Annotated in this window: 13 protein-coding genes; 1 reads left to right on the top strand and 12 read right to left on the bottom strand. The window is 54.3% G+C overall.

The features are described from left to right. Positions 1 to 742 precede the first annotated feature (742 nt). From LKE88_RS13110 to LKE88_RS13100, 3 genes are all read right to left on the bottom strand, one after another. On the bottom strand, positions 743 to 1,891 hold the full coding sequence (locus LKE88_RS13110) for an RNA-guided endonuclease InsQ/TnpB family protein (protein ID WP_105325892.1): 1,149 nt from the start codon (positions 1,889 to 1,891) through the stop codon (positions 743 to 745). A 1,705-nt stretch (positions 1,892 to 3,596) separates the two neighbouring features. After that, on the bottom strand, positions 3,597 to 4,583 hold the full coding sequence (gene dusB, locus LKE88_RS13105; RefSeq protein WP_276803881.1) for a tRNA dihydrouridine synthase DusB: 987 nt from the start codon (positions 4,581 to 4,583) through the stop codon (positions 3,597 to 3,599). A gap of 49 nt (positions 4,584 to 4,632) precedes the next feature. Beyond that, positions 4,633 to 5,403: a type III pantothenate kinase gene (locus LKE88_RS13100; protein ID WP_105325894.1), complete on the bottom strand. Its 771-nt coding sequence runs from the start codon at positions 5,401 to 5,403 to the stop codon at positions 4,633 to 4,635. Between the two features lie 636 nt (positions 5,404 to 6,039). Here LKE88_RS13100 and LKE88_RS13095 point away from each other — a divergent pair. Further along, entirely contained in the window at positions 6,040 to 6,465 is a 426-nt protein-coding gene (locus LKE88_RS13095; protein ID WP_276803879.1) for an endonuclease domain-containing protein, read from the top strand. Between the two features lie 2,098 nt (positions 6,466 to 8,563). Here LKE88_RS13095 and LKE88_RS13090 read toward each other — a convergent pair. From LKE88_RS13090 to LKE88_RS13050, 9 genes are all read right to left on the bottom strand, one after another. Beyond that, positions 8,564 to 9,559: a biotin--[acetyl-CoA-carboxylase] ligase gene (locus LKE88_RS13090; RefSeq protein WP_276803877.1), complete on the bottom strand. Its 996-nt coding sequence runs from the start codon at positions 9,557 to 9,559 to the stop codon at positions 8,564 to 8,566. Between the two features lie 118 nt (positions 9,560 to 9,677). Then, complete coding sequence (gene ftsH / locus LKE88_RS13085) at positions 9,678 to 11,615, bottom strand: ATP-dependent zinc metalloprotease FtsH (RefSeq protein ID WP_276803875.1); 1,938 nt, start codon at positions 11,613 to 11,615, stop codon at positions 9,678 to 9,680. A gap of 57 nt (positions 11,616 to 11,672) precedes the next feature. Continuing rightward, a complete protein-coding gene (hpt, locus tag LKE88_RS13080; protein WP_118287143.1) occupies positions 11,673 to 12,212 on the bottom strand; it encodes a hypoxanthine phosphoribosyltransferase in 540 nt (179 codons plus the stop codon). After that, positions 12,185 to 13,303, bottom strand: coding sequence for a tRNA lysidine(34) synthetase TilS (gene tilS / locus LKE88_RS13075; protein WP_276803873.1), 1,119 nt, complete (start codon positions 13,301 to 13,303; stop codon positions 12,185 to 12,187). Before tilS ends, hpt begins: the two co-directional genes overlap by 28 nt. After that, on the bottom strand, positions 13,303 to 13,776 hold the full coding sequence (locus tag LKE88_RS13070; RefSeq protein WP_105325898.1) for a S1 RNA-binding domain-containing protein: 474 nt from the start codon (positions 13,774 to 13,776) through the stop codon (positions 13,303 to 13,305). The genes tilS and LKE88_RS13070 overlap by 1 nt, the downstream gene beginning before the upstream one ends. A gap of 178 nt (positions 13,777 to 13,954) precedes the next feature. After that, positions 13,955 to 14,263 carry an FtsB family cell division protein gene (locus tag LKE88_RS13065; protein ID WP_276803870.1) on the bottom strand — a complete coding sequence of 103 codons (309 nt, stop codon included), beginning with the start codon at positions 14,261 to 14,263 and terminating at the stop codon, positions 13,955 to 13,957. An 81-nt stretch (positions 14,264 to 14,344) separates the two neighbouring features. Further along, complete coding sequence (gene hbs / locus LKE88_RS13060) at positions 14,345 to 14,620, bottom strand: non-specific DNA-binding protein Hbs (protein ID WP_118287147.1); 276 nt, start codon at positions 14,618 to 14,620, stop codon at positions 14,345 to 14,347. 90 nt (positions 14,621 to 14,710) lie between these two features. Further along, positions 14,711 to 15,529, bottom strand: coding sequence for a nucleoside triphosphate pyrophosphohydrolase (gene mazG, locus LKE88_RS13055; RefSeq protein ID WP_276803868.1), 819 nt, complete (start codon positions 15,527 to 15,529; stop codon positions 14,711 to 14,713). Positions 15,530 to 15,541: 12 nt separating this feature from the next. Beyond that, positions 15,542 to 17,098, bottom strand: coding sequence for a putative polysaccharide biosynthesis protein (locus LKE88_RS13050; protein WP_231086452.1), 1,557 nt, complete (start codon positions 17,096 to 17,098; stop codon positions 15,542 to 15,544). Positions 17,099 to 18,180: the final 1,082 nt, after the last annotated feature.

Raw genomic sequence — 18,180 nt, 5'->3', positions numbered from 1 at the left:
AAAAGCTTGGCCAGACACCTGTCGTCTGCTCGTTCAGGGTGTTTTTGAGAATATATTAAAACCGAGATTCGTCTGGTGCAGCATTTCTACTGCTTGCGAAAGGTTGGTTTCAACGATACTCTAGGGCCTTCCTAAAATAGCTTCGCTAAAATAGTTTGGCCAGACACCTGTCATTTGCTTTCCTAAATTGCTTTGGGTGAAGGCTAATTCAATAGTTCATCCAAGGCGATTGAAGTACTTGACTTTCTGCCTGCTGTTAGCTGCTCGTTTGTTTCCGTACGAGACAGCTTGTATATAATAGCACAGGAAGTTACGGTCGTCAACACTTTATTCAAAAAAAGTTTAAGGGTTATTTTCAGGCGCAGAAATACGCCGTAGGGCAAGTCTGCTAGGCTTTCCTTTCCTCCGGCAGATAATGGAGCTCCAAGTGTTTATCTGCTGGGGAAAGCGGCTTATTAGCCCCCTCCTCCTTCTTACCGCTTTGGTGATTCTTACGTTTTACTGCAAGGGCCCTGCTGCTGGTTTCTGGCTTCGAAGATGGATTGATAAAATCAAAAAACACCTCTGGCATACATACAGGAGATCTGTGGTGATGCGCTGTCTCTTGTACATTCGTGGGAGCCGGTTCCCGTATGGAATATGGCTCCGCAAGAGGTAATGCCCTACCTCAAGAATTTCTTGTGCTGTGAATCCCGGGAATTGTTCAACAGCTGTTGAAGCTTTCTAGAAAATAAATACTGAATTACTTTTGCTCTGATGTGGTGCGCATTCTTTGCTTCCCGCCCCGCAGCAATATTTCCATTGCGTGTTGGGCAAGGTTGATCGCCGCATTGGTGTCCCTGTCATGCTCTGCCCCACAGTGGGGACAAATCCAGGTCTTCACCTGCATATTTTTCACCTGGGGATTGCGATGCCCGCAGTTGCTGCAGGTCTGACTGGAAGCAAAATATGGGTGATGTTCAAAAATCAGTGTATTGGTTTCTTCTGCTTTATATTTGAGTTTCTTGATAAAGTCTGCCAATGCATAATCTGCTATGCGATGTCCAAACTTTTTCTGCAATTTCTGGCTGTCCAGGCTTTCGATGGCCACTACGGTATAGTCTTGGACAAGCTTGCGGGCCAACTTCCACTGGAAATCGCTGCGTTGGTTCTTCAGTTTTTCGTACTTTCGCAGCAGGTCCTTCTTGGCTCGTTGATAGTTATTGGAACCTGAGTGTTTATGGGCAAGAGAGTCTGCTGCTTTCTGAATGGCAGCCAGGCTTTCCCGCAAGAACTGTGGTTCAGAAATCCTATTTCCATCGGATCCGCACAGAAAGTCCTGCATGCTGTAGTCCAGTCCTATGACCTTTCGTTTGCGAAACGGGATAAACTGTTTGGGTATCTGGCAGGTGAAGTAGAGGTAGAAGTCGCCCAGGGGGCTGCGTTTGAGGGTAACGGACTTGGGTTTGCTGGGTAGGGCTCTATCACGAAAGTATTTGTACCAGGTTTTGCCTATGCGAATGCGGTGGTGTTCTTCGTCCAGTTTCCAGCCGGATTGGTACAGGGTGATGGTGGTGAATGCTTCTTGGCTGCGGCAGCACGGGGGTGCGGCTCTTTTGTTTTTTCCCAGGATGGAAAAATAGGATTGGTAGGCTTTTTCGATTTTGTAAGGTATGGCGTTTCTGATGCTGGACGGCAGCTGGCGGAGATAGGCATAGTGCGGCAATTTTTGTTGTTTAGTCAGCTGGCGCTGGAGTTTTTGTTTGGGTAGTTTTTCGTGATACAGGCGATAATAGCGGCGATAGAGTTTGATGCAGTGGTTATAGGTCTGCCGTGCTGCTTCAAGCAGCTGGTGCAGGTGCTTATTGCGGCGGGATGGGTAGAGTTTGTAGGTATAGGTAGTGGGTTTCATGGTGGTGTACCTCGTAGGGCTGTATGAAATTAGGTCCGTTGCGTTGCTTGTTGAGGACAGTATAGCATATGAACAGGTGTTCTATCTAGAGTGAAATATTACAAAATATGGGTTGTGTTAAGTGTATTATGTGAAATTTTGTTTGGGTGTGGGTGGGATTGTACGGTGTAGTGGCCAAAGGACAATGGAAAGGTATTCAAAGTAAAAGCATAAGGCTCTGTTGCCCCATCCGCCCTCAATTATGAACTCTTTCCGGGGCTGCGAAAAAATAAAACTTCTATCGTCGCCTTTGGCGACACTTCCTAAGTGGTTCGCTGCTAGCCAGTCATTTTCGCCCTACGGGCTCAATTCCTGGGCAGCTATCACATGGCTCGCGTATACCAAACAGCTTTTTGGAATACCTGGAGCGCTGTTTGGACGCGAGCGCAACGCTTGCAGGAAGCGTTCCAGAGAGCCACTGGTCAGCTTCATATCAGCACGATATTTTAGATTCTACATGACCAGTATTGGTTATGGAAGCCTACCACAAGCGTGTGGTAGGTGTCAGCCATAGGCTGACGGAGGAAGTTTATCCTAGTATTTTGCGGCCGTAGGCCGCTGCCTTCCACTTACCTGTTCGCAGCTTCGCTCGAACAGGAGAAGAGGAAGGTGCCGGCGAATTAGCCGGCGGATGGGGTTCGCAACCAAAATGCCCGGAGGGTCATATATTGTTAAAAACACCTCTACACTTTTCGCAGAAAAGTGTAGGCCATTTCCTTTTTCCCTTCATCTATCCTCCCTCCCCCCTCTTCACCCTCTTTTGACGCTTAACCAATCGCTTAACAGCTAAATGAACGGTGAAGAGGAAGGTGCCGGCGAATTAGCCGGCAGATGGAGTTCAGCACCAAGATGCCCGGAGGGCTAAGTCATGTATTCCAGTAGTTCACTACTAAAACCATAATACCTGGCCTTCCCCAACCGCCTTCCTGGCGTCAGGCACCTTCCCCGCCTTGGACCACTGTGGGGCGGAGAAGGCAAGCGGCCGGGAGGCCGCAAAATGCTTTGTTGAACTTCCTCTGCCGACTACGTCGGTATCTCCTTCACGCTTGAAGGAGACGTTCTATGACGTTGCTGGTCAAGTTTTAGATGGGGTTAAAGTTAGAAATTTATCTACGTGTCATAAATTCTTACTCAAACCCCGTTTAGCACATGACTCGTAGGGGCCTAAGACTGGCCCCTGAGTGGTTCGCGGCATGCTGCTCAGCTTCACCCTGGAACTTCCCCAGTCAGCTCATAGAGCTGACTGGGGAAGTTTATTCCCGCATTGCGGCCGTAGGCCGCTGCCTTCCACTTACCTGTTCGCAGCTTCGCTCGAACAGGAGAAGAGGAAGGTGCCGGCGAATTCGCCGGCGGATGGGGTTCGCAACCAAGTTGCCCGGAGGGTCATATATTGTTAAAAACACCTCTACACTTTTCGCAGAAAAGTGTAGGCCATTTCCTTTTTCCCTTCATCTATCCTCCTTCACCCCTCTTCACCCTCTTTTTACGTTTAACCAATCGCTTAACAGCTAAATGACCAGTGAAGAGGAAGGTGCCGGCAATTCGCCGGCGGATGGGGTTCAACACCAGGATTCCCCCCCCCACTCCCTTCTTCCTCATAAAAAACGTACCGCTCTCCTTCTCCTGGAAAGCGGCACGTCTTTTCAATCGTTTTTATTTTCTTCTCCTACAGTGCTCTTTCGTCCTGCAATTCGTCTTCGTACTCATCCAGGACTTTCAAAAAGTCGTCATGCTTAGTGGTCTGGTTGATGGCGTTTCTATAGTATGCGCTATGGGGCAGGCCGGTGAAGTAGCAGGCGCCGTGGTGGCGCATTTCTCTCAGGGCTACGCGTTCGCCTTTAAAGGCGATCAAGTCGGCCAGGTGGCGGCGGACCATGGCGAAGCGTTCTTCCAGCGATACGCTGGGGATGGGTTTGCCTTCCAATGCGGCTTTGACTTCTCTAAAGATCCAGGGGTTGCCTTGGGCGCCTCTGGCGATCATGATGCCGTCGCAATGGGTGGCTTTTTTCAGGGCCAGGGCGTCGCCGGGGGTAAAGACGTCACCGTTGCCGATGACGGGAATACCGACGCTTTCTTTGACTTCGCGGATTTTTTCCCAATCGGCTTTGCCGCTGTAGAACTGGGTCCGGGTGCGGCCATGGACGGCTACAGCAGCAACGCCGGCTTTTTCGGCCAGTTTGGCGATTTCTACGCAGTTTTGGTGTTCCTGGTCCCAGCCGGTGCGGAATTTCACGGTAACGGGGATGTCCACGGCGTCCACCATAGCTGCCAAGATGGCGTAGGCGCGTTCGGGGTCTTTCATCAGGGCGGAGCCTTCTCCGTTGGAGACGATTTTGTGGACGGGGCAGCCCATATTAAAGTCGATGAGGTCGGCGCCATGGGCCTGGGCCAGTTTGGCGGCGTCGGCCAGTTCCTGGGGCACGGAGCCAAAGAGCTGGATAGCAGCGGGGTGTTCTTCCGGGGCAATTTCCAGCATGGCCAGGGATTTTTGGTTTTTATACATCAGGGCTTTGGCGCTGACCATTTCGGATACGGTGTAGTCGGCGCCCAGCTCCCGGCAGATAACCCGAAAGGGCAGGTCGGTGACGCCGGCCATGGGGGCCAGGATCACGGGGGTGGTGCGGGTAAACAGGTCTTTGAGAAATGGGGTCATAGGTCCTCCTAAAAAAAGCAACGCCCCCGGTTAGGAGCGCTGCCTGTGGTTATTGGTTCATTTCGTGGAGCATCCGGAGTCCTTCCAGGGTCAGGAAGGGTTCTACTACGTCCACCAGTTCGGATTCGGAGGCCATGAGCTTACCGAAGCCGCCGGTGGCGATTACGAAGGCCTGGCCGCCCAGTTCCTTCTTCATGCGGGTAATCAGGCCGTCCATCTGGCCGACAAAGCCGAAGATGACGCCGGAACGCATGGCGTGGATGGTGTCCTTACAGATGGTTTTTTCCGGTTTGATCAGTTCAATCCGGGGCAGCTTGGCAGCCTTCTGGAACAGGGCTTCGGTGGAAATGCCGATGCCCGGGGCGATGGCGCCGCCCAGGTATTCCCCGGCGGGGGTCAGGGCGCAGAAGGTGGTGGCGGTGCCAAAGTCGATGATGATCAGGTTGCCCTTGTCGCCGTACATTTGGTGGGCGGCCACGGCGTTAACGATGCGGTCGGCGCCGATCTGGGACGGGTCATCGTAGTCCAGCTGCAGTCCGGTGTTGATTTCGGAGGTTACCACAAAGGGGGTAATCCCGAAATAGCGTTTGCACATATTGCACAGGGGAACCAACAGGGGCGGTACAACGGTGGAGATGATGATATGCTCGATATCTTTCATATCCATGCCGCTGTAGGCGAACATGCTGCCCAGGATGATTCCGAATTCATCCGAAGTCCGGGAGCGGCTGCTGGAAATGCGCCAATGGGCCTGCCAGCTTTCCCCGTCATGTACACCTACCACAATGTTGGTGTTCCCTACATCCATAACCATTAACATGGTTTCTACCTCCAGTTTTCTAAAGGCCGGTATTGTTTTCCGTGCTGCCGGGCTTCCGTGGAACCCGGTTTAAGGCCGGCCATAAACGCCTATATTATATCAAATAGGTAAAATCGTGCAAGGGGTAATGTGTGGAGAGCAGGAATGTAAACGCATTCCTGCCGGGACTGCTGCTGGCCGTCAAGCGGCTAAAGGGGGTCAAAGTTTCCAAAGAAGGGCGCATTTTGGGTATGAAAAAGACTGGCACTCCGGGTGAAAAAACGGGTAAGCGTGGGTTTGGGTTGGTGCGGCCAGCGGCGGCTCGTGCAAGAAAAAGGCGGGGTGGGGTAGGTTGGGTTACCCACAATGCCGTTTCGGCCGGGAGAGGGCGAATTTGCCGAGGTGAGGGGGAAGAAGACTGGGTGAGGCTCCATAAAACGGTAAACTATCGTAGTGATTACGGGAGATGTTTTTTAGCCGTAGTAGGTAAACGATCATAATGGTGCAGGAAATCCACTTAGAGAAGCAAGAACTAATGCCTGAAATAGTACAGTTTACCCGTTCCTATGCCCATTCTTCCCGTTCGTTCTCAAGCTATAGACATCCCCTATTTGTTTCGTTACTATGAGGATATCTAGGCGCAAAGGAGCAAAAGTCATGGAAGATATGCAGACAGAACGACACAAAGAACTGATGAACAATGCCCGAGAATTACGGAAAAACATGACCAAGCAAGAGAGGAAACTATGGTACAACTTCCTCCGCGGCTACTGGATCAGATGGCGCAGGCAAAAAGTAATCGGAGAATATATCGTTGATTTTTACTGTGTCCAATTAAAGCTGGCCATTGAACTGGACGGCAGTCAACATTATGAAGATGCTGCAAGGGTATATGATCAAAAGCGCACGGAATTTCTAGCCAAAATGGGAATTCAGGTATTGCGATATACGAATTTGGAAGTAAATCAACAATTTGATGTGGTTTGTACAGACATTGATAATAAAGTGAAGGCTATGGTTGAAAAAATGAACCGATATCATATGAAAATTACCGCACGGAAGAAAAAAGAATTAGAAGGGTAAAAGGAGTATTGCCTGGATGAAAAAATAATGCCTGGGCGGCCCCAACCGCCTTCCTGGCGTCAGGCACCTTCCCCGCCTTGGACCACTGTGGGGCGGAGAAGGCAGGCGGCCAGAGGCCGCTAAAATCTGCTGAAAAGAATTAGTAACTGGTTTAAACCAGGCGTTATGAGCTGAATCTGCACTGACCAATTGATAATCATAATACCCGAATGAGAAACGTAAAACCCAATATCAAGCAGGCCTTTCCCAGTATTTCGGCCGAAGACCGTTGCCTTCCACTTACCTGTTCGCAGCTTCGCTCGAACAGGTAAAGAGGAAGGTGCCGGCGAATTAGCCGGCGGATGGAGTTCACAACCAAAATGCCCTGAAGGCCAATGCAGACACGCTCTAAGAAAGGCCAAAATGCCTGGACCGCCCCAACCGCCTTCCTGACGTCAGCACCTTCCCTTGAGCACGCCCCATCTGCGCCTTTGGAATTCTTATGCTAGGCGCATCTTCCCCATTTCAGCTGTTCCACAGCTGAAACGGAGAAGACGAGTGGGCGGAGAAGGCAAGCGGGCGGTGGCCGAGCGGTTCGCCGTATACCGGTCATCAGCACCCTACGGGTTTGATTCCTGGACGGCTATCGCAGGGGTCGTATATTCCATTTCTCTACGGCTAGAGCCTTGAGAAATGGATACGACTCCCTAATACCTGGTTGAAAAACGCAATACCCGGCATTCAACAGACCTCTCCAAACATTTCGGCCGAAGGCCGCTGCCTTCCACTTACCAGTGCACTGCTTGGCGTGCACTGGAGAAGAGGAAGGTGCCGGCAATTCGCCGGCGGATGGAGTTCGCAACCAAAATGCCCGGAGGGCCAAATTTGGTTTTAGTACTTCTCAATTAAAAGCCTAATACCTGGGTTGCCCCATCCGCCTTCCTAGCGTCAGGCACCTTCCCCACGTCCACTCTCCCCCTCTGCGCCTCTAGTAGCCTTGGAATAGGCGCATCTTCCCCATTTCAGCTGTTCCACAGCTGAAACGGAGAAGACAATGGGCGGAGAAGGCAGGCGGCTGGTGGCCAAGCGGTTCGCCGTACTCCAGTCATTTTCGCCTTTCAGGCTCAATTTCTGGACGGCTGTCGCAGGGGTCGTATATTCCATTTCTCCGCGGCCAGGGCCTTGAGAAATGGATACGACTCCCTAATACCTGGATGAAAAGCGCAATACCCGGCATCCAGCAGACCTCTCCAAACATTTCGGCCGAAGGCCGCTGCCTTCCACTTAACAGTGCGCTGCTTGGCGTGCACTGGAGAAGAGGAAGGTGCCGGCGAATTCGCCGGCGGATGGAGTTCACAACCAAAATGCCCGGAGGGCTAAGTCATGTATTCCAGTAGTTCACTACTGAAATCATAATACCTGGACCGCCCCAACCGCCTTCCTGACATCAGGCACCTTCCCTTGAACACGCCCCATCTGCGCCTTTGGAATTCTTATGCTAGGCGCATCTTCTCCGTTTCAGCTGTTCCACAGCTGAAACGGAGAAGACAATGGGGGGAAGGAACGTTCCGCCCCCGGCATTAAAGCGGAACAAGGATGGGGTTCACAACCAGGATGCCCGGAGGTCTAAGTCATGTATTCCAGTAGTTCACTACTGAAATCATAATGTCTGGCCTGCCCCAACCGCCTTCCTAACGTCAGACACCTTCCCTACGTCCACTCTCCCCCTCTGCGCCTCTAGTAGCTTTGAAATAGGCGCATCTCCCCCATTTCAGCCGTTTCCACGGCGAAATGGAGGAGACAATGGGCGGAGAAGGCAAGCGGGCGGTAGCCGAGCGGTTCGCCGTATACCGGTCATCAGCACCCTACAGGTTTGATTCCCGGACGGCTGTCGCAGGGGTCGTATATTCCATTTCTCTACGGCTAAAGCCTTGAGAAATGGATACGACTCCCAAAACCTGGATGAAAACCGTAATACGTTTTTGGCAACCAGGTTGTTCGCAACTCGCTGCGCAGCTGCGTTCTTCTCCATTCAAAAAAGACGTACCGCTCTCTTCTCAGCGGTACGTCTTTTTCCATTTCCTATTCTTTTTTCTTCTCTTTTCTTCCCTTTTCCTTCTTACGCGTACTTGCCGGTCCCATGGGCGGGTCTGATGGACACGTCGCCGGCGAGTACTTTTTCTATTTCTCCGTCTTCTTTTTTCACCAGCAGGGCGCCGGTGTCGTCGATATCCAGGGCTTCTCCCAAGTAGGTGGCGTCGGGGGAGATGACTTTGACCATGCGGCCCAGGGTGGCGGAGTATTCTCTCCACTGGTCGAAGACGGGGGCGAAGCCGTTTTTGCAGGCTTCGTCATAATAGTATTCCATGTAATCCAGGACTTTGGCCAGGAGTTGGACTCGGTCTACGTGGGTGCCGTTGACGTCTTCTATGGAGACGGCGGAGGCTCTGAGTTCCTCGGGTACCATTTCTCTGGGGACGCAGACGTTGATGCCGATGCCTACCACCAGGTAGTTGATGTGGCCGAATTCGGCGCTCATTTCGGTCAGGATGCCCACGAGTTTGCGGTTATCTAGCAAAACGTCGTTGGGCCATTTGATGAGGGCTTCTACGCCGCAGACTTCTCTAATGGCGCGGACTACGGCCACGGCGGCGAGCAGGGTCATTTTGGGGGCTTCCTGGGGCAGGAAGGTGGGTTTTAACAGCACGGAGAACCACAGGCCTTTGCCTTTGGGGCTGTACCAGCCTCTGGCCAGTCTGCCTTTGCCGCCGGTTTGTTCTTCGGCTACGCAGATGGTGCCGTCTTCGGCGCCGGTGCTGGCGAGTTTTTTCAGGACTTCGTTGGAGGACACGACGGTGTCTTCGTAGCAGATGTGATGGCCGATGAAGCGGGTGGTCAAGGCGTCACCGATTTCTGCGGGCAGCAGTTTATCGGGTACGCCGGTGAGAACGTAGCCTTTTTTGGTGTAGGCTTCAATCTGATAGCCTTCTTTTTTCAGGGTTTGGATATGTTTCCAGATGGCTGTCCGGGTAATGCCCAGGGTCTTGGCCAGTTCTTCCCCGGATACGGGGGTGGGTGCTTTGTCTTTCAGGATTTTCAGTATTTCGTTGCGCATCGTCGTCATCCTTTCGTTTCTCATAACGTAAAGAATCGTTAACACAAAGTCTGGAAAAAAGGGCTGTGTCTGGCACAGCCCTTGGTTTGTTTTGTAACTGGGTTTTCTTCTCCCCGCCCTACGCCTGGGGTACTTCACTGGTACTGGGTTGGGGTGCTGCTGCGGGGGCAGCGGCTTCGGTGGTCACAGGGGGAATGGGTGCGGGGGTACCGTCAGCCGGGGGTTCATTTTTCGGGGCTTCGGGGTTCTCGCCTTTTTCCAAGATGTGGCCGTATTTCAGCAGTTCTTCAATCTCATGGCCTTCCAGGGTTTCTCTTTCGATCAGGGCCTGGGCGATGAGGTGGAGTTTGTCGATGTTTTTGCTCAGCAGGGTGACAGTGCCTTCGTAGGCTTCGTCAATGAACCGGCGGATTTCGCTGTCAATCTGGGCAGCGACTTTTTCGCTGTAGTTGTTTTCTCTGCCGATATCCCGGCCCAGGAAGACTTGTTCCTGGCGATGGCCAAAGGTTACGGCGCCCAGGACGTCGCTCATGCCGTATTCGCAGGTCATCTGGCGGGCCAGTTCGGTAGCGCGCTGGAGGTCGTTGCTGGCGCCGCTGGAGATTTCATGAAGCACCAGGGCTTCTGCCACACGGCCGCCCAAAAGGACTTTCAGTTCATCCAGCATTTCGCTGCGGGTGGCGTAGTAACGGTCTTCTTTGGGCAGGCTCAGGGTATAGCCGCCGGCTCTGCCTCTGGGGATAATGGTTACTTTGTGTACGGGGTCGGTATGGTCCAGCATCATGCCCACCAGGGTATGGCCGCCTTCATGGTAAGCGGTCAGGCGTTTTTCTTCGTCGGTGATGAGGCGGCTCTTGCGTTCGGGTCCCATCATCACGCGTTCGGCAGCTTCTTCCATGTCGCTCATGGTGATGGTCATCTGGTTATGCCGGGCTGCCAGGAGGGCGCCTTCGTTGACCAGGTTGGCCAGGTCGGCGCCGGTAAAGCCGGGGGTACGTCTAGCCAAGATGCCCAGGTCCACGTTGGAATCGATGGGTTTGCCTTTGGTGTGTACCCGCAGGATGGCGCGTCTGCCGCGGACGTCGGGTTTATCCACCACGATCTGGCGGTCAAACCGGCCGGGCCGCAGAAGGGCCGGGTCCAGGATATCCGGGCGGTTGGTGGCGGCAATCATGATAATGCCTTCGTTGGCGCCAAAGCCGTCCATTTCGACCAGCAATTGGTTCAGGGTCTGTTCCCGTTCGTCGTGTCCGCCGCCCAGGCCTGCGCCTCTCTGGCGACCCACGGCGTCGATTTCGTCGATGAAGACAATACAGGGGGCGTTTTTCTTGGCCTGGTCAAACAGGTCCCGGACACGGGAGGCGCCCACGCCGACGAACATTTCCACAAAGTCGGAACCGGAGATGCTGAAGAAGGGCACGCCGGCTTCGCCTGCTACGGCTTTGGCCAGCAGGGTTTTACCGGTGCCAGGAGGGCCGTACAGCAGTACGCCTTTGGGAATCTTGGCACCCAGTTGGTTGTACTTCTGGGGTGCCTTGAGGAATTCTACGACTTCTTCCAGTTCCTGCTTGGCTTCATCAGCGCCGGCCACGTCCTTAAAGGTGACCTTGCTCTTGCCGTCGCCGTACAGTTTGGCTTTGCTCTTGCCAAAGCTCATGACCTTGCTGCCGCCGCCCTGGGCGTTGTTCATCATGAAGAACCACAGGATCACGATGACCACCATGGGCAGCAGGGAAGTCAGGAGAGAGCTGAGCATGGAGGGCTGGGGCGGCAGTTCTGCCCGAATCTCCACGTCACGGGCCCGGAGGGTATCCACCATTTTTTCGTCCCGGGGGGCGATGGTGGTAAACTCGGCGCCGCTCTTCAGCTTGCCTTTGATCACGGAGTTGTCCACGATGGTGACGGATTTCACGTCATCCTGCTGGACTTCCTTCATGAAGTTGCTGTAACTCATTTCGTTCTTGGGGACGTTGGAGGCGTTATAGTAGTCGTAAATCCACACGCCCAGAATCACTACGAGCAGGTAAAATACCAGGTTTCGAATAAATTTGCTCACGCGCAGCTCCTTTCCTGTCTGAAGGTGCTTCCAAGGGAAGGGTTCCAGACACGGACATTATTTTTCATATACAGATCTCTTGAGAATGCCGATAAAGGGCAGGTTCCGGTATTCTTCATCGTAATCCAGACCAAAGCCCACGACAAATTCGTCGGGGATCTCAAAACCGGCGTAGTCCGGCAGGACTTTCACCAGTCTTCTTTCTTTTTTATCCAGCATGGCGGCAACCTTCAGGGTCTTGGGGTTGCGGTTGCGCAGCAGCTCGCCTACGGCCTTCAGGGTCAGCCCGGTGTCGATGACGTCGTCCACCAGAAGAATGTTCTTGCCGGCCAGGTTCCGGGAGGTATCGTATTGGATATCCACTTTGCCGGTGGTGGTGGTGCCGGAGCCATAGGAGGAGGCTTTGATAAAGTCAATGCGTACGGGCACGGTGATGTGCTGGGTCAGTTCCGTCAGGAAATAGGCGGCGCCCTTGAGCAGACCGATGACCACCAGTTCCTGGCCTTCGTAGTCCTTGCTAATCTGGGCACCCAGCTGGGCAATCCGTTCCTTCAGGGATTTTTCGTCAATCAGTACTCTTTCGATATTTTCATGCATTTTCGCTGCTGCTCCTTTTTTTGGTATTTGGCTGCCCGCTCCTTGCTGCGGGCGATGGTATTTTTACGGGCGGTGAGCTTGCCTTGACGGTAGGTCACCCGTACCTTTCCCGGTACGTCCAGGGACTTGCCCCCGATGCCCCGCAAAATCAATTGGTATAGCTGCTGCACTTGGTCAAAGCGCATTTCGCTGCCTCCGGCGTCCTCCACCAGCTGGCGGAGAATCCGGGTGCTGACGGCCAGGGGCAGGGCCAGAAAGTCGGTGCCGGTGTCCAGCACAAAGCCTTCTGGGGTGCGTTTCTGGTGGTCCTGGGTATAGGCCGTGGCCAGTTCTCCCAAGCATTCCTCATCCCAGGCTGCCACCGCGGCGCTTTGGGCCAGCTGGACGGCAATCCGGGGGTTCTGCTCCCTAAGCAGGGGCAAAAGCACCTTGCGGACCCAGTTCCTGCGCAGGGCGGTATCGTCGTTGGTGCTGTCCGTGCAGTAAGCCAGGTGCCGGGCTCTGCAATAGGCTTCGGTGTCCTGGCGGGTGGCGGAAAGCAGGGGTCTTGCTACGTACCCCTTGACCGGCAGCATGCCCCGAAAGCCCCGGGTGCCCGCCCCCCTTAGGAGGTTTAACAGCACCGTTTCGGCCTGGTCGTCCAGGTGATGGGCGGTAAAGATGGCGCTGGCCCCCACCCTTTGGCGGCAACCTTCCAGGGCCTCATAGCGCAGGCGCCGGGCGGCGTCCTCCAGGGAAAGCCCCGCCCCTTCAGCCAGGGCTTTGGGGTTAATGTCCAGCCGGACAAAGGCCGCCCCCTGCTCCTTGCAGTAGGCTTCCACCAGCTGGGCGTCCCGTTCGGCTTCGTCCCCCCGCAGGTGGTGCTGCACATGGGCAACCAGGATATCCACCCGGTCCAGGGCGCCGGCGTCCAGCATGGCGTCGGTGAGGGCCAGGGAATCGGCGCCTCCCGAGCAGGCTGCCAGGACGGTGGTGCCGCTCTGCCACAGGGGGCTGCGCCGCACCAGTTCCAGAAGCTTGTTCTCCGGGTCCTTACAGCAGGCCTCTGAAACAAAAAAAGGTACTTCCGAGGAAGTACCTTTCGTGTCCATTAATCTCCTCTGCGGGCACCGCGGCCGCCCCGTTTTGATTCTGTATTCCGTTTGAGATCCAGCAGGCGGTCATCGCTTTCTTTCATAAAGCGGGACAGCTTGTCCTCAAAGGACATAGGACCTGCTGCCTTGGGCGCGCCAGCATGAAAATGCTTGCCTTCCGGCCGTTTGTTCTCAAAGCGCCGCGATTCAAAATGTTTGGGTTCCCCGGTTCTCTTTTCGGCTTCCGGCTGTGCGGCCGGCATCAGGGCCTTCAGAGACAACCCGATTTTGCCTTTATCGTCGATGGAAACGACTTTCACCGTGACTTTCTCTTTGACCTTCAGGAAGTCATGTACATCCTTAACGAATACGTTAGACACCTCAGAAATGTGAATCAAACCCACTTTATTTTCCGGTAATTGCACAAAAGCTCCGAAGTTGGTAATCCCGGTGACTACCCCTTCTATCACAGCTCCCTTATCCAAAGCCATAGGTGAAAGACATCCTCCTTAAAAGTATTGTTACGTTAACCATTATACCGTTGTTAAGGAAAGTTCGTCAAGACGCAAAATAACTGAGTTCCTGCGAATTGGCGGCCTTTTTAGGCGCTTTCGGAGGTTTCTGGAAGCGGGGCTTCCTGTAGATACTATAAAAACAAGCTTCCAGGAACTATTTCCCGGAAGCTTTGGCTTTGTCCTTACCGTCAATCATAAACAAGGGAATCTCGTTCTTTCCCACCATGTTGTGCTCATTACGGGCGACCTTCTCGATGTAGCGAATTTCTCCCAAGTTTTCCTTCTCCTGTTCCAGCTGGGCGTTTTCCTTTTTCAGGGAATCCACCTTCGCCTGGGTTTTCACCGTTTCCTTGTGGACGCAGTAAAGGTCATAGCCTTGGCTGGCTACACGAAACAGAAAAAGGCTTAGAATGGCTGCCAGTCCCAGTACAAAGTAACGAGGAATCTTTCTTTTTGCTGTCATGGTCCATCCTTTCCTGTTTGTTCAAACCCAGAGAAAAAAAGCAACCTGATACCCGGGGCATCAGGCTGCAGTGCAGAGCAATTACTTGTTTACGGCATCCTTGAAAGCTTTGCCGGCTTTGAAAGCGGGAACTCTAGCTTCTTCGATTTGGATGGTTTCACCGGTACGAGGATTTTTGCCGCTGCGAGCATTGCGAACCCGAGCTTCGAAAGTACCAAAACCAATCAGCTGTACCTTGTCATCCTTGGCAACAGCTTCTTTAACGGTATCGATAAATGCGTTTACGGCCTTTTCAGCGTCTTTTTTCGGCAGAGCGGTTTTAGACGCAACTTCAGAGATCAGTTCACTTTTGTTCATAAGAAATCCTCCTAAATACTTATTGCGCCCTTCTAATGGCGCCCGACTGTAGACATAGTAGCACAAACCCAGTAAAAATGCACGTGTTTTTTATTTAGTCACAGAAAAATGCTGTTTTGCCTGGTTCCAGAGGGCCGTCAGGTCCTCCAAAGACAGGTCTTTCCACTCCCTGTGGTCGGCCTTTACCAGCGCCTCTACATACCGAAAGCGCCGGTCAAACTTGTTGCAGGCCCGGTTCAGGGCCGTTTCCGGCTCCAGCTCCAGCTTTCTTGCGTAAACCGCCAGGGCGAACAGGGCGTCCCCCAGTTCTTCCTCGGTGTGGTCCCCGTCTCCGGCCTCAGCGGCCTCCTGGAGCTCCAAAAGTTCCTCGTCCACCTTCTGCCTTGCGGCAGGGGCGTCCGGCCAGTCAAAGCCCGTTTTGGCGGCTTTGGCGCTAAGTTTGTAGGCCCGCATGAGAGAGGGCAGACCCTTGGCAATGCCGTCCAGGACGCTTTTCCGGTCGGTCTTCTCCTTGGCCTTCAGGGTTTCCCAGTTGGCCACCACCTGGGCCGCCCCGTCCACCTGGGTATCGCCAAACACGTAGGGGTGGCGGTAAACCAGCTTGTCCACCACGTCGGTGATGATGTCCTGCATGGAAAACAGCCCGTCCTCCTCGGCCAGCCGGGCGTGGAAGACCACCTGGAGGAGCACGTCCCCCAGTTCTTCCCGCATACCGGGCACGTCGCCCTCGTCGATGGCCTCCAGCATTTCGTAGACCTCCTCCACCAGCTCCCGGCGCATGGAACGGTGGGTTTGGACCTGGTCCCAGGGACAGCCCCCGGGCTCACGGAGTACCTGCACCAGCTGGATCAGCGGACGCAGGTCCAGCACGCCAGGGGTAGTGGGTGCAGGGGGAATGGGTTTATGCATGGTGTTGCCTCCTTAGTTTTTTCTCTTGAGCAGTTTTTTCAGCTCCCCTACGCTTACTTCTTTCGTCAGCAGCAGGGCGGCCAGATACAGGGCAGCCCCCAGGGCCACGGTGGCCAAGATGCCGGGAACGAAGGGCAGGGCCTTGGACAGGACGTTCTTCCAGGCAAAAAGGACGGCGCCTCCCATGACGGCGGAAGCGATGAGTATCCGTCCCAGATGGACAAAAGGGAAGGTGATTTTGTCGGTCTTATACATGAAAAATACATTGGCGCAGCCGGCCAGGGCCAGGTTGGCGTCGGTGGCCCAGGCGGCCCCCAAAATGTTATAGGCGGGGTTGGCGGCCAGGACCCACAGCAGGCTGACCTTCACCACCAGGCTCAGCAGCATATTGATCATGGGAATCCGGGTATGCCCCAGGCCCTGAAGGATAGCCGTGGACACCTGGTGAAGCCCCAGAAAGAAGATGGCCGGGGCCAGGGCGGTGATCACCGCGCCGGCGTGGCTGGTGCCGTACAAAAGCCGGGAGAACGGCGCCCCCAGTACGCAGACGCCCACTGCGGCCGGGAGATTCAGCAGCAAAAAGAAGCGGATGGCCCGCTGGGCTTTGTCCTGCATCAGGTCCCTGCGATGGAGCACTTTGGCCTCGCTGATGGCGGGGACCACGGAGGCGGCCAGGGAGTTGGTGGGAATGGTTCCCATGTTCACCAGAGGCATGGCCATGCCGGACAAATACCCCAGAGCCTGGGTGGAGGCGGCTACGGTAAAGCCGGCCGCCAGCAGCCGGTCGGGGACCAAAATCATCTCAATCCCGGACACTACAGGCACCATCAAATTGGCGCAGGTGACGGGCAGCGCCAGGGTGATAATCTGCCAGGCTGTCCGCGACACAGAAACACGCTCCGTCACGGCGGAGGCGCTCTCCAGGGTGCGCCAGCGGCGCTGCTGTTTATAATAGAAGCCTCCTAAAATCAGAAGACTTGCAATGGCGCCGGGAACCGCACCAAAGGCCGCTCCAGCGGCCGCCATAGGAAGTCCCTGGGGCAGCAGCAGATAGGCCAGAATCACCATGGTCACCACCCGGGTAAACTGCTCGGCAATCTGGCTTACGGCGGTGGGTACCATTTCCTGGAACCCCTGGAAATACCCCCGGAAACAGGAGACAGGGATGGAAATGGCAATGGCGGGCACCAGGGCCAGCATGGCGTACCGGGCCCGGGCGTCCTTGATGATATGGCTGTCAATGAGCCAGGGAATCAGCCCCAGGGCCAGCGCTGCCAGGGCAAGGCCCCCCAGGAACATAAGCCCCACAGAGGTCCACAGCACCTGCCGGGCACCCTTTTGGTCCCGGGCAGCGGCCCGTTGGGAAATCATAATGGAAATGGCCGCAGGAATCCCGGCAGCGGACAGGGACACCAGCAGCAGGTAGATGGGGTAGGCAATCTGGTAGAGCCCAATCCCCTCCCCGCCTAGAAGGCGGGAGAGCAGGATCCGGTTCACCGAGCCCAGTACCTTCACCATCAGCCCGGCTGCTGCCAGGATTAAGGTTCCTTTCATAAAGCGGTCTGCCATGGATGTGACTCCTTTCACAGGTCATTTAGCCGTTAAGCGATTGGTTAAGCGTTAAAAAGGGGGTGAAGAAGTGGGAGGGGGAATAGTGAAAAAGAAAAAGGAAATGGCCTACACTTTTCTGCGAAAAGTGTAGAGGTGTTTTTGGGAATATATGGGGCCGCAGGGCGGCCTAGGGAACCCCTATTGGCACCTGCGGTGCCATTTTCCCCGGAGGGGAAAGGTTTGTCCCCTTTTGGGGCTAGTGCAAGAAGGACGGTAGCTCAACTACAGAAAAATTGGATTTTGGTCGTGCGGTCCGCAAACCTGAAGTGATGTGGTGCCGGGAATCCCCGAGCGGTTCGCCGTATTCCAGTCGCCGTCACCTTGCAGGTTTGGCTCCTGGACGGCTGTCGCAGGGGTCGTATATTCCATTTCTCTACGGCCAAGGCCTTGAGAAATGGATACGACTCCCTTAGTCAGCCTGCGGCTGCCAGCTCCCCCCAGCGGTTCGCCGTGTTCCAATCAGCTACGTCCTGACGGACTTGCTTCTTGGACGGCTATCGCATGGGCCTTATTAACCAAACAGCCACTTGAAGAATCTGCGGGCTGTTTGGATGCGGCCGCATAAAGGTTGGAGCCTTTAAAAGGTCGTGCGGTCTGCGGGGCGTAGTGCAGACATCCTACTTTTGAACCCCATCCGCCGGCGAGTTCGCCGGCACCTTCCCCTTTACCAGTGCACGCCAAGCAGTGCACTGGTAAGTGGAAGGCAGATGCGGCCAAAGGCCGCAAAAGGAGCACTCTCCGTCGCCTCTCGGCGCCACCTGCGCCCGCCCGCGCGCGAGGTCAGCTTCTCTACAAAATTCGCAATAACAATGTATTTTATTCTTCTTTTCCACCCCCACATTGTGCTCAATAAAATGTAATTTTAGAAACGTGGTGGTACATAAGTTTTGACTTCCATCAAGAGTGAGGGAAGTGGCGCCGGAAGGCGACGAAGAGAGTTCTAATAATATTAAAATAGCAATATAATTATACTTTGTTTGAAGCATAAAGTATGGTTTTAAACTTCCTTCGTCAGCCTAGCGGCTGACACCTACCACAGT

The organism is Acidaminococcus hominis (genome assembly GCF_022484025.1).
GTDB classification, from domain to species: domain Bacteria; phylum Bacillota; class Negativicutes; order Acidaminococcales; family Acidaminococcaceae; genus Acidaminococcus; species Acidaminococcus hominis.
Note: the sequence above shows the minus strand (reverse complement) of the source record. Positions and strands in the feature narration are given on the sequence as shown.

Bases quoted from the DNA above. Each gene is read 5' to 3' on its own strand.
- LKE88_RS13110 (WP_105325892.1), bottom strand. From the start codon at position 1,891: ATGAAACCCACTACCTATACCTACAAACTCTACCCATCCCGCCGCAAT.
- dusB (WP_276803881.1), bottom strand. From the start codon at position 4,583: ATGACCCCATTTCTCAAAGACCTGTTTACCCGCACCACCCCCGTGATC.
- LKE88_RS13100 (WP_105325894.1), bottom strand. From the start codon at position 5,403: ATGTTAATGGTTATGGATGTAGGGAACACCAACATTGTGGTAGGTGTA.
- LKE88_RS13095 (WP_276803879.1), top strand. From the start codon at position 6,040: ATGGAAGATATGCAGACAGAACGACACAAAGAACTGATGAACAATGCC.
- LKE88_RS13090 (WP_276803877.1), bottom strand. From the start codon at position 9,559: ATGCGCAACGAAATACTGAAAATCCTGAAAGACAAAGCACCCACCCCC.
- hpt (WP_118287143.1), bottom strand. From the start codon at position 12,212: ATGCATGAAAATATCGAAAGAGTACTGATTGACGAAAAATCCCTGAAG.
- tilS (WP_276803873.1), bottom strand. From the start codon at position 13,303: ATGGACACGAAAGGTACTTCCTCGGAAGTACCTTTTTTTGTTTCAGAG.
- LKE88_RS13070 (WP_105325898.1), bottom strand. From the start codon at position 13,776: ATGGCTTTGGATAAGGGAGCTGTGATAGAAGGGGTAGTCACCGGGATT.
- LKE88_RS13065 (WP_276803870.1), bottom strand. From the start codon at position 14,263: ATGACAGCAAAAAGAAAGATTCCTCGTTACTTTGTACTGGGACTGGCA.
- hbs (WP_118287147.1), bottom strand. From the start codon at position 14,620: ATGAACAAAAGTGAACTGATCTCTGAAGTTGCGTCTAAAACCGCTCTG.
- mazG (WP_276803868.1), bottom strand. From the start codon at position 15,529: ATGCATAAACCCATTCCCCCTGCACCCACTACCCCTGGCGTGCTGGAC.
- LKE88_RS13050 (WP_231086452.1), bottom strand. From the start codon at position 17,098: ATGGCAGACCGCTTTATGAAAGGAACCTTAATCCTGGCAGCAGCCGGG.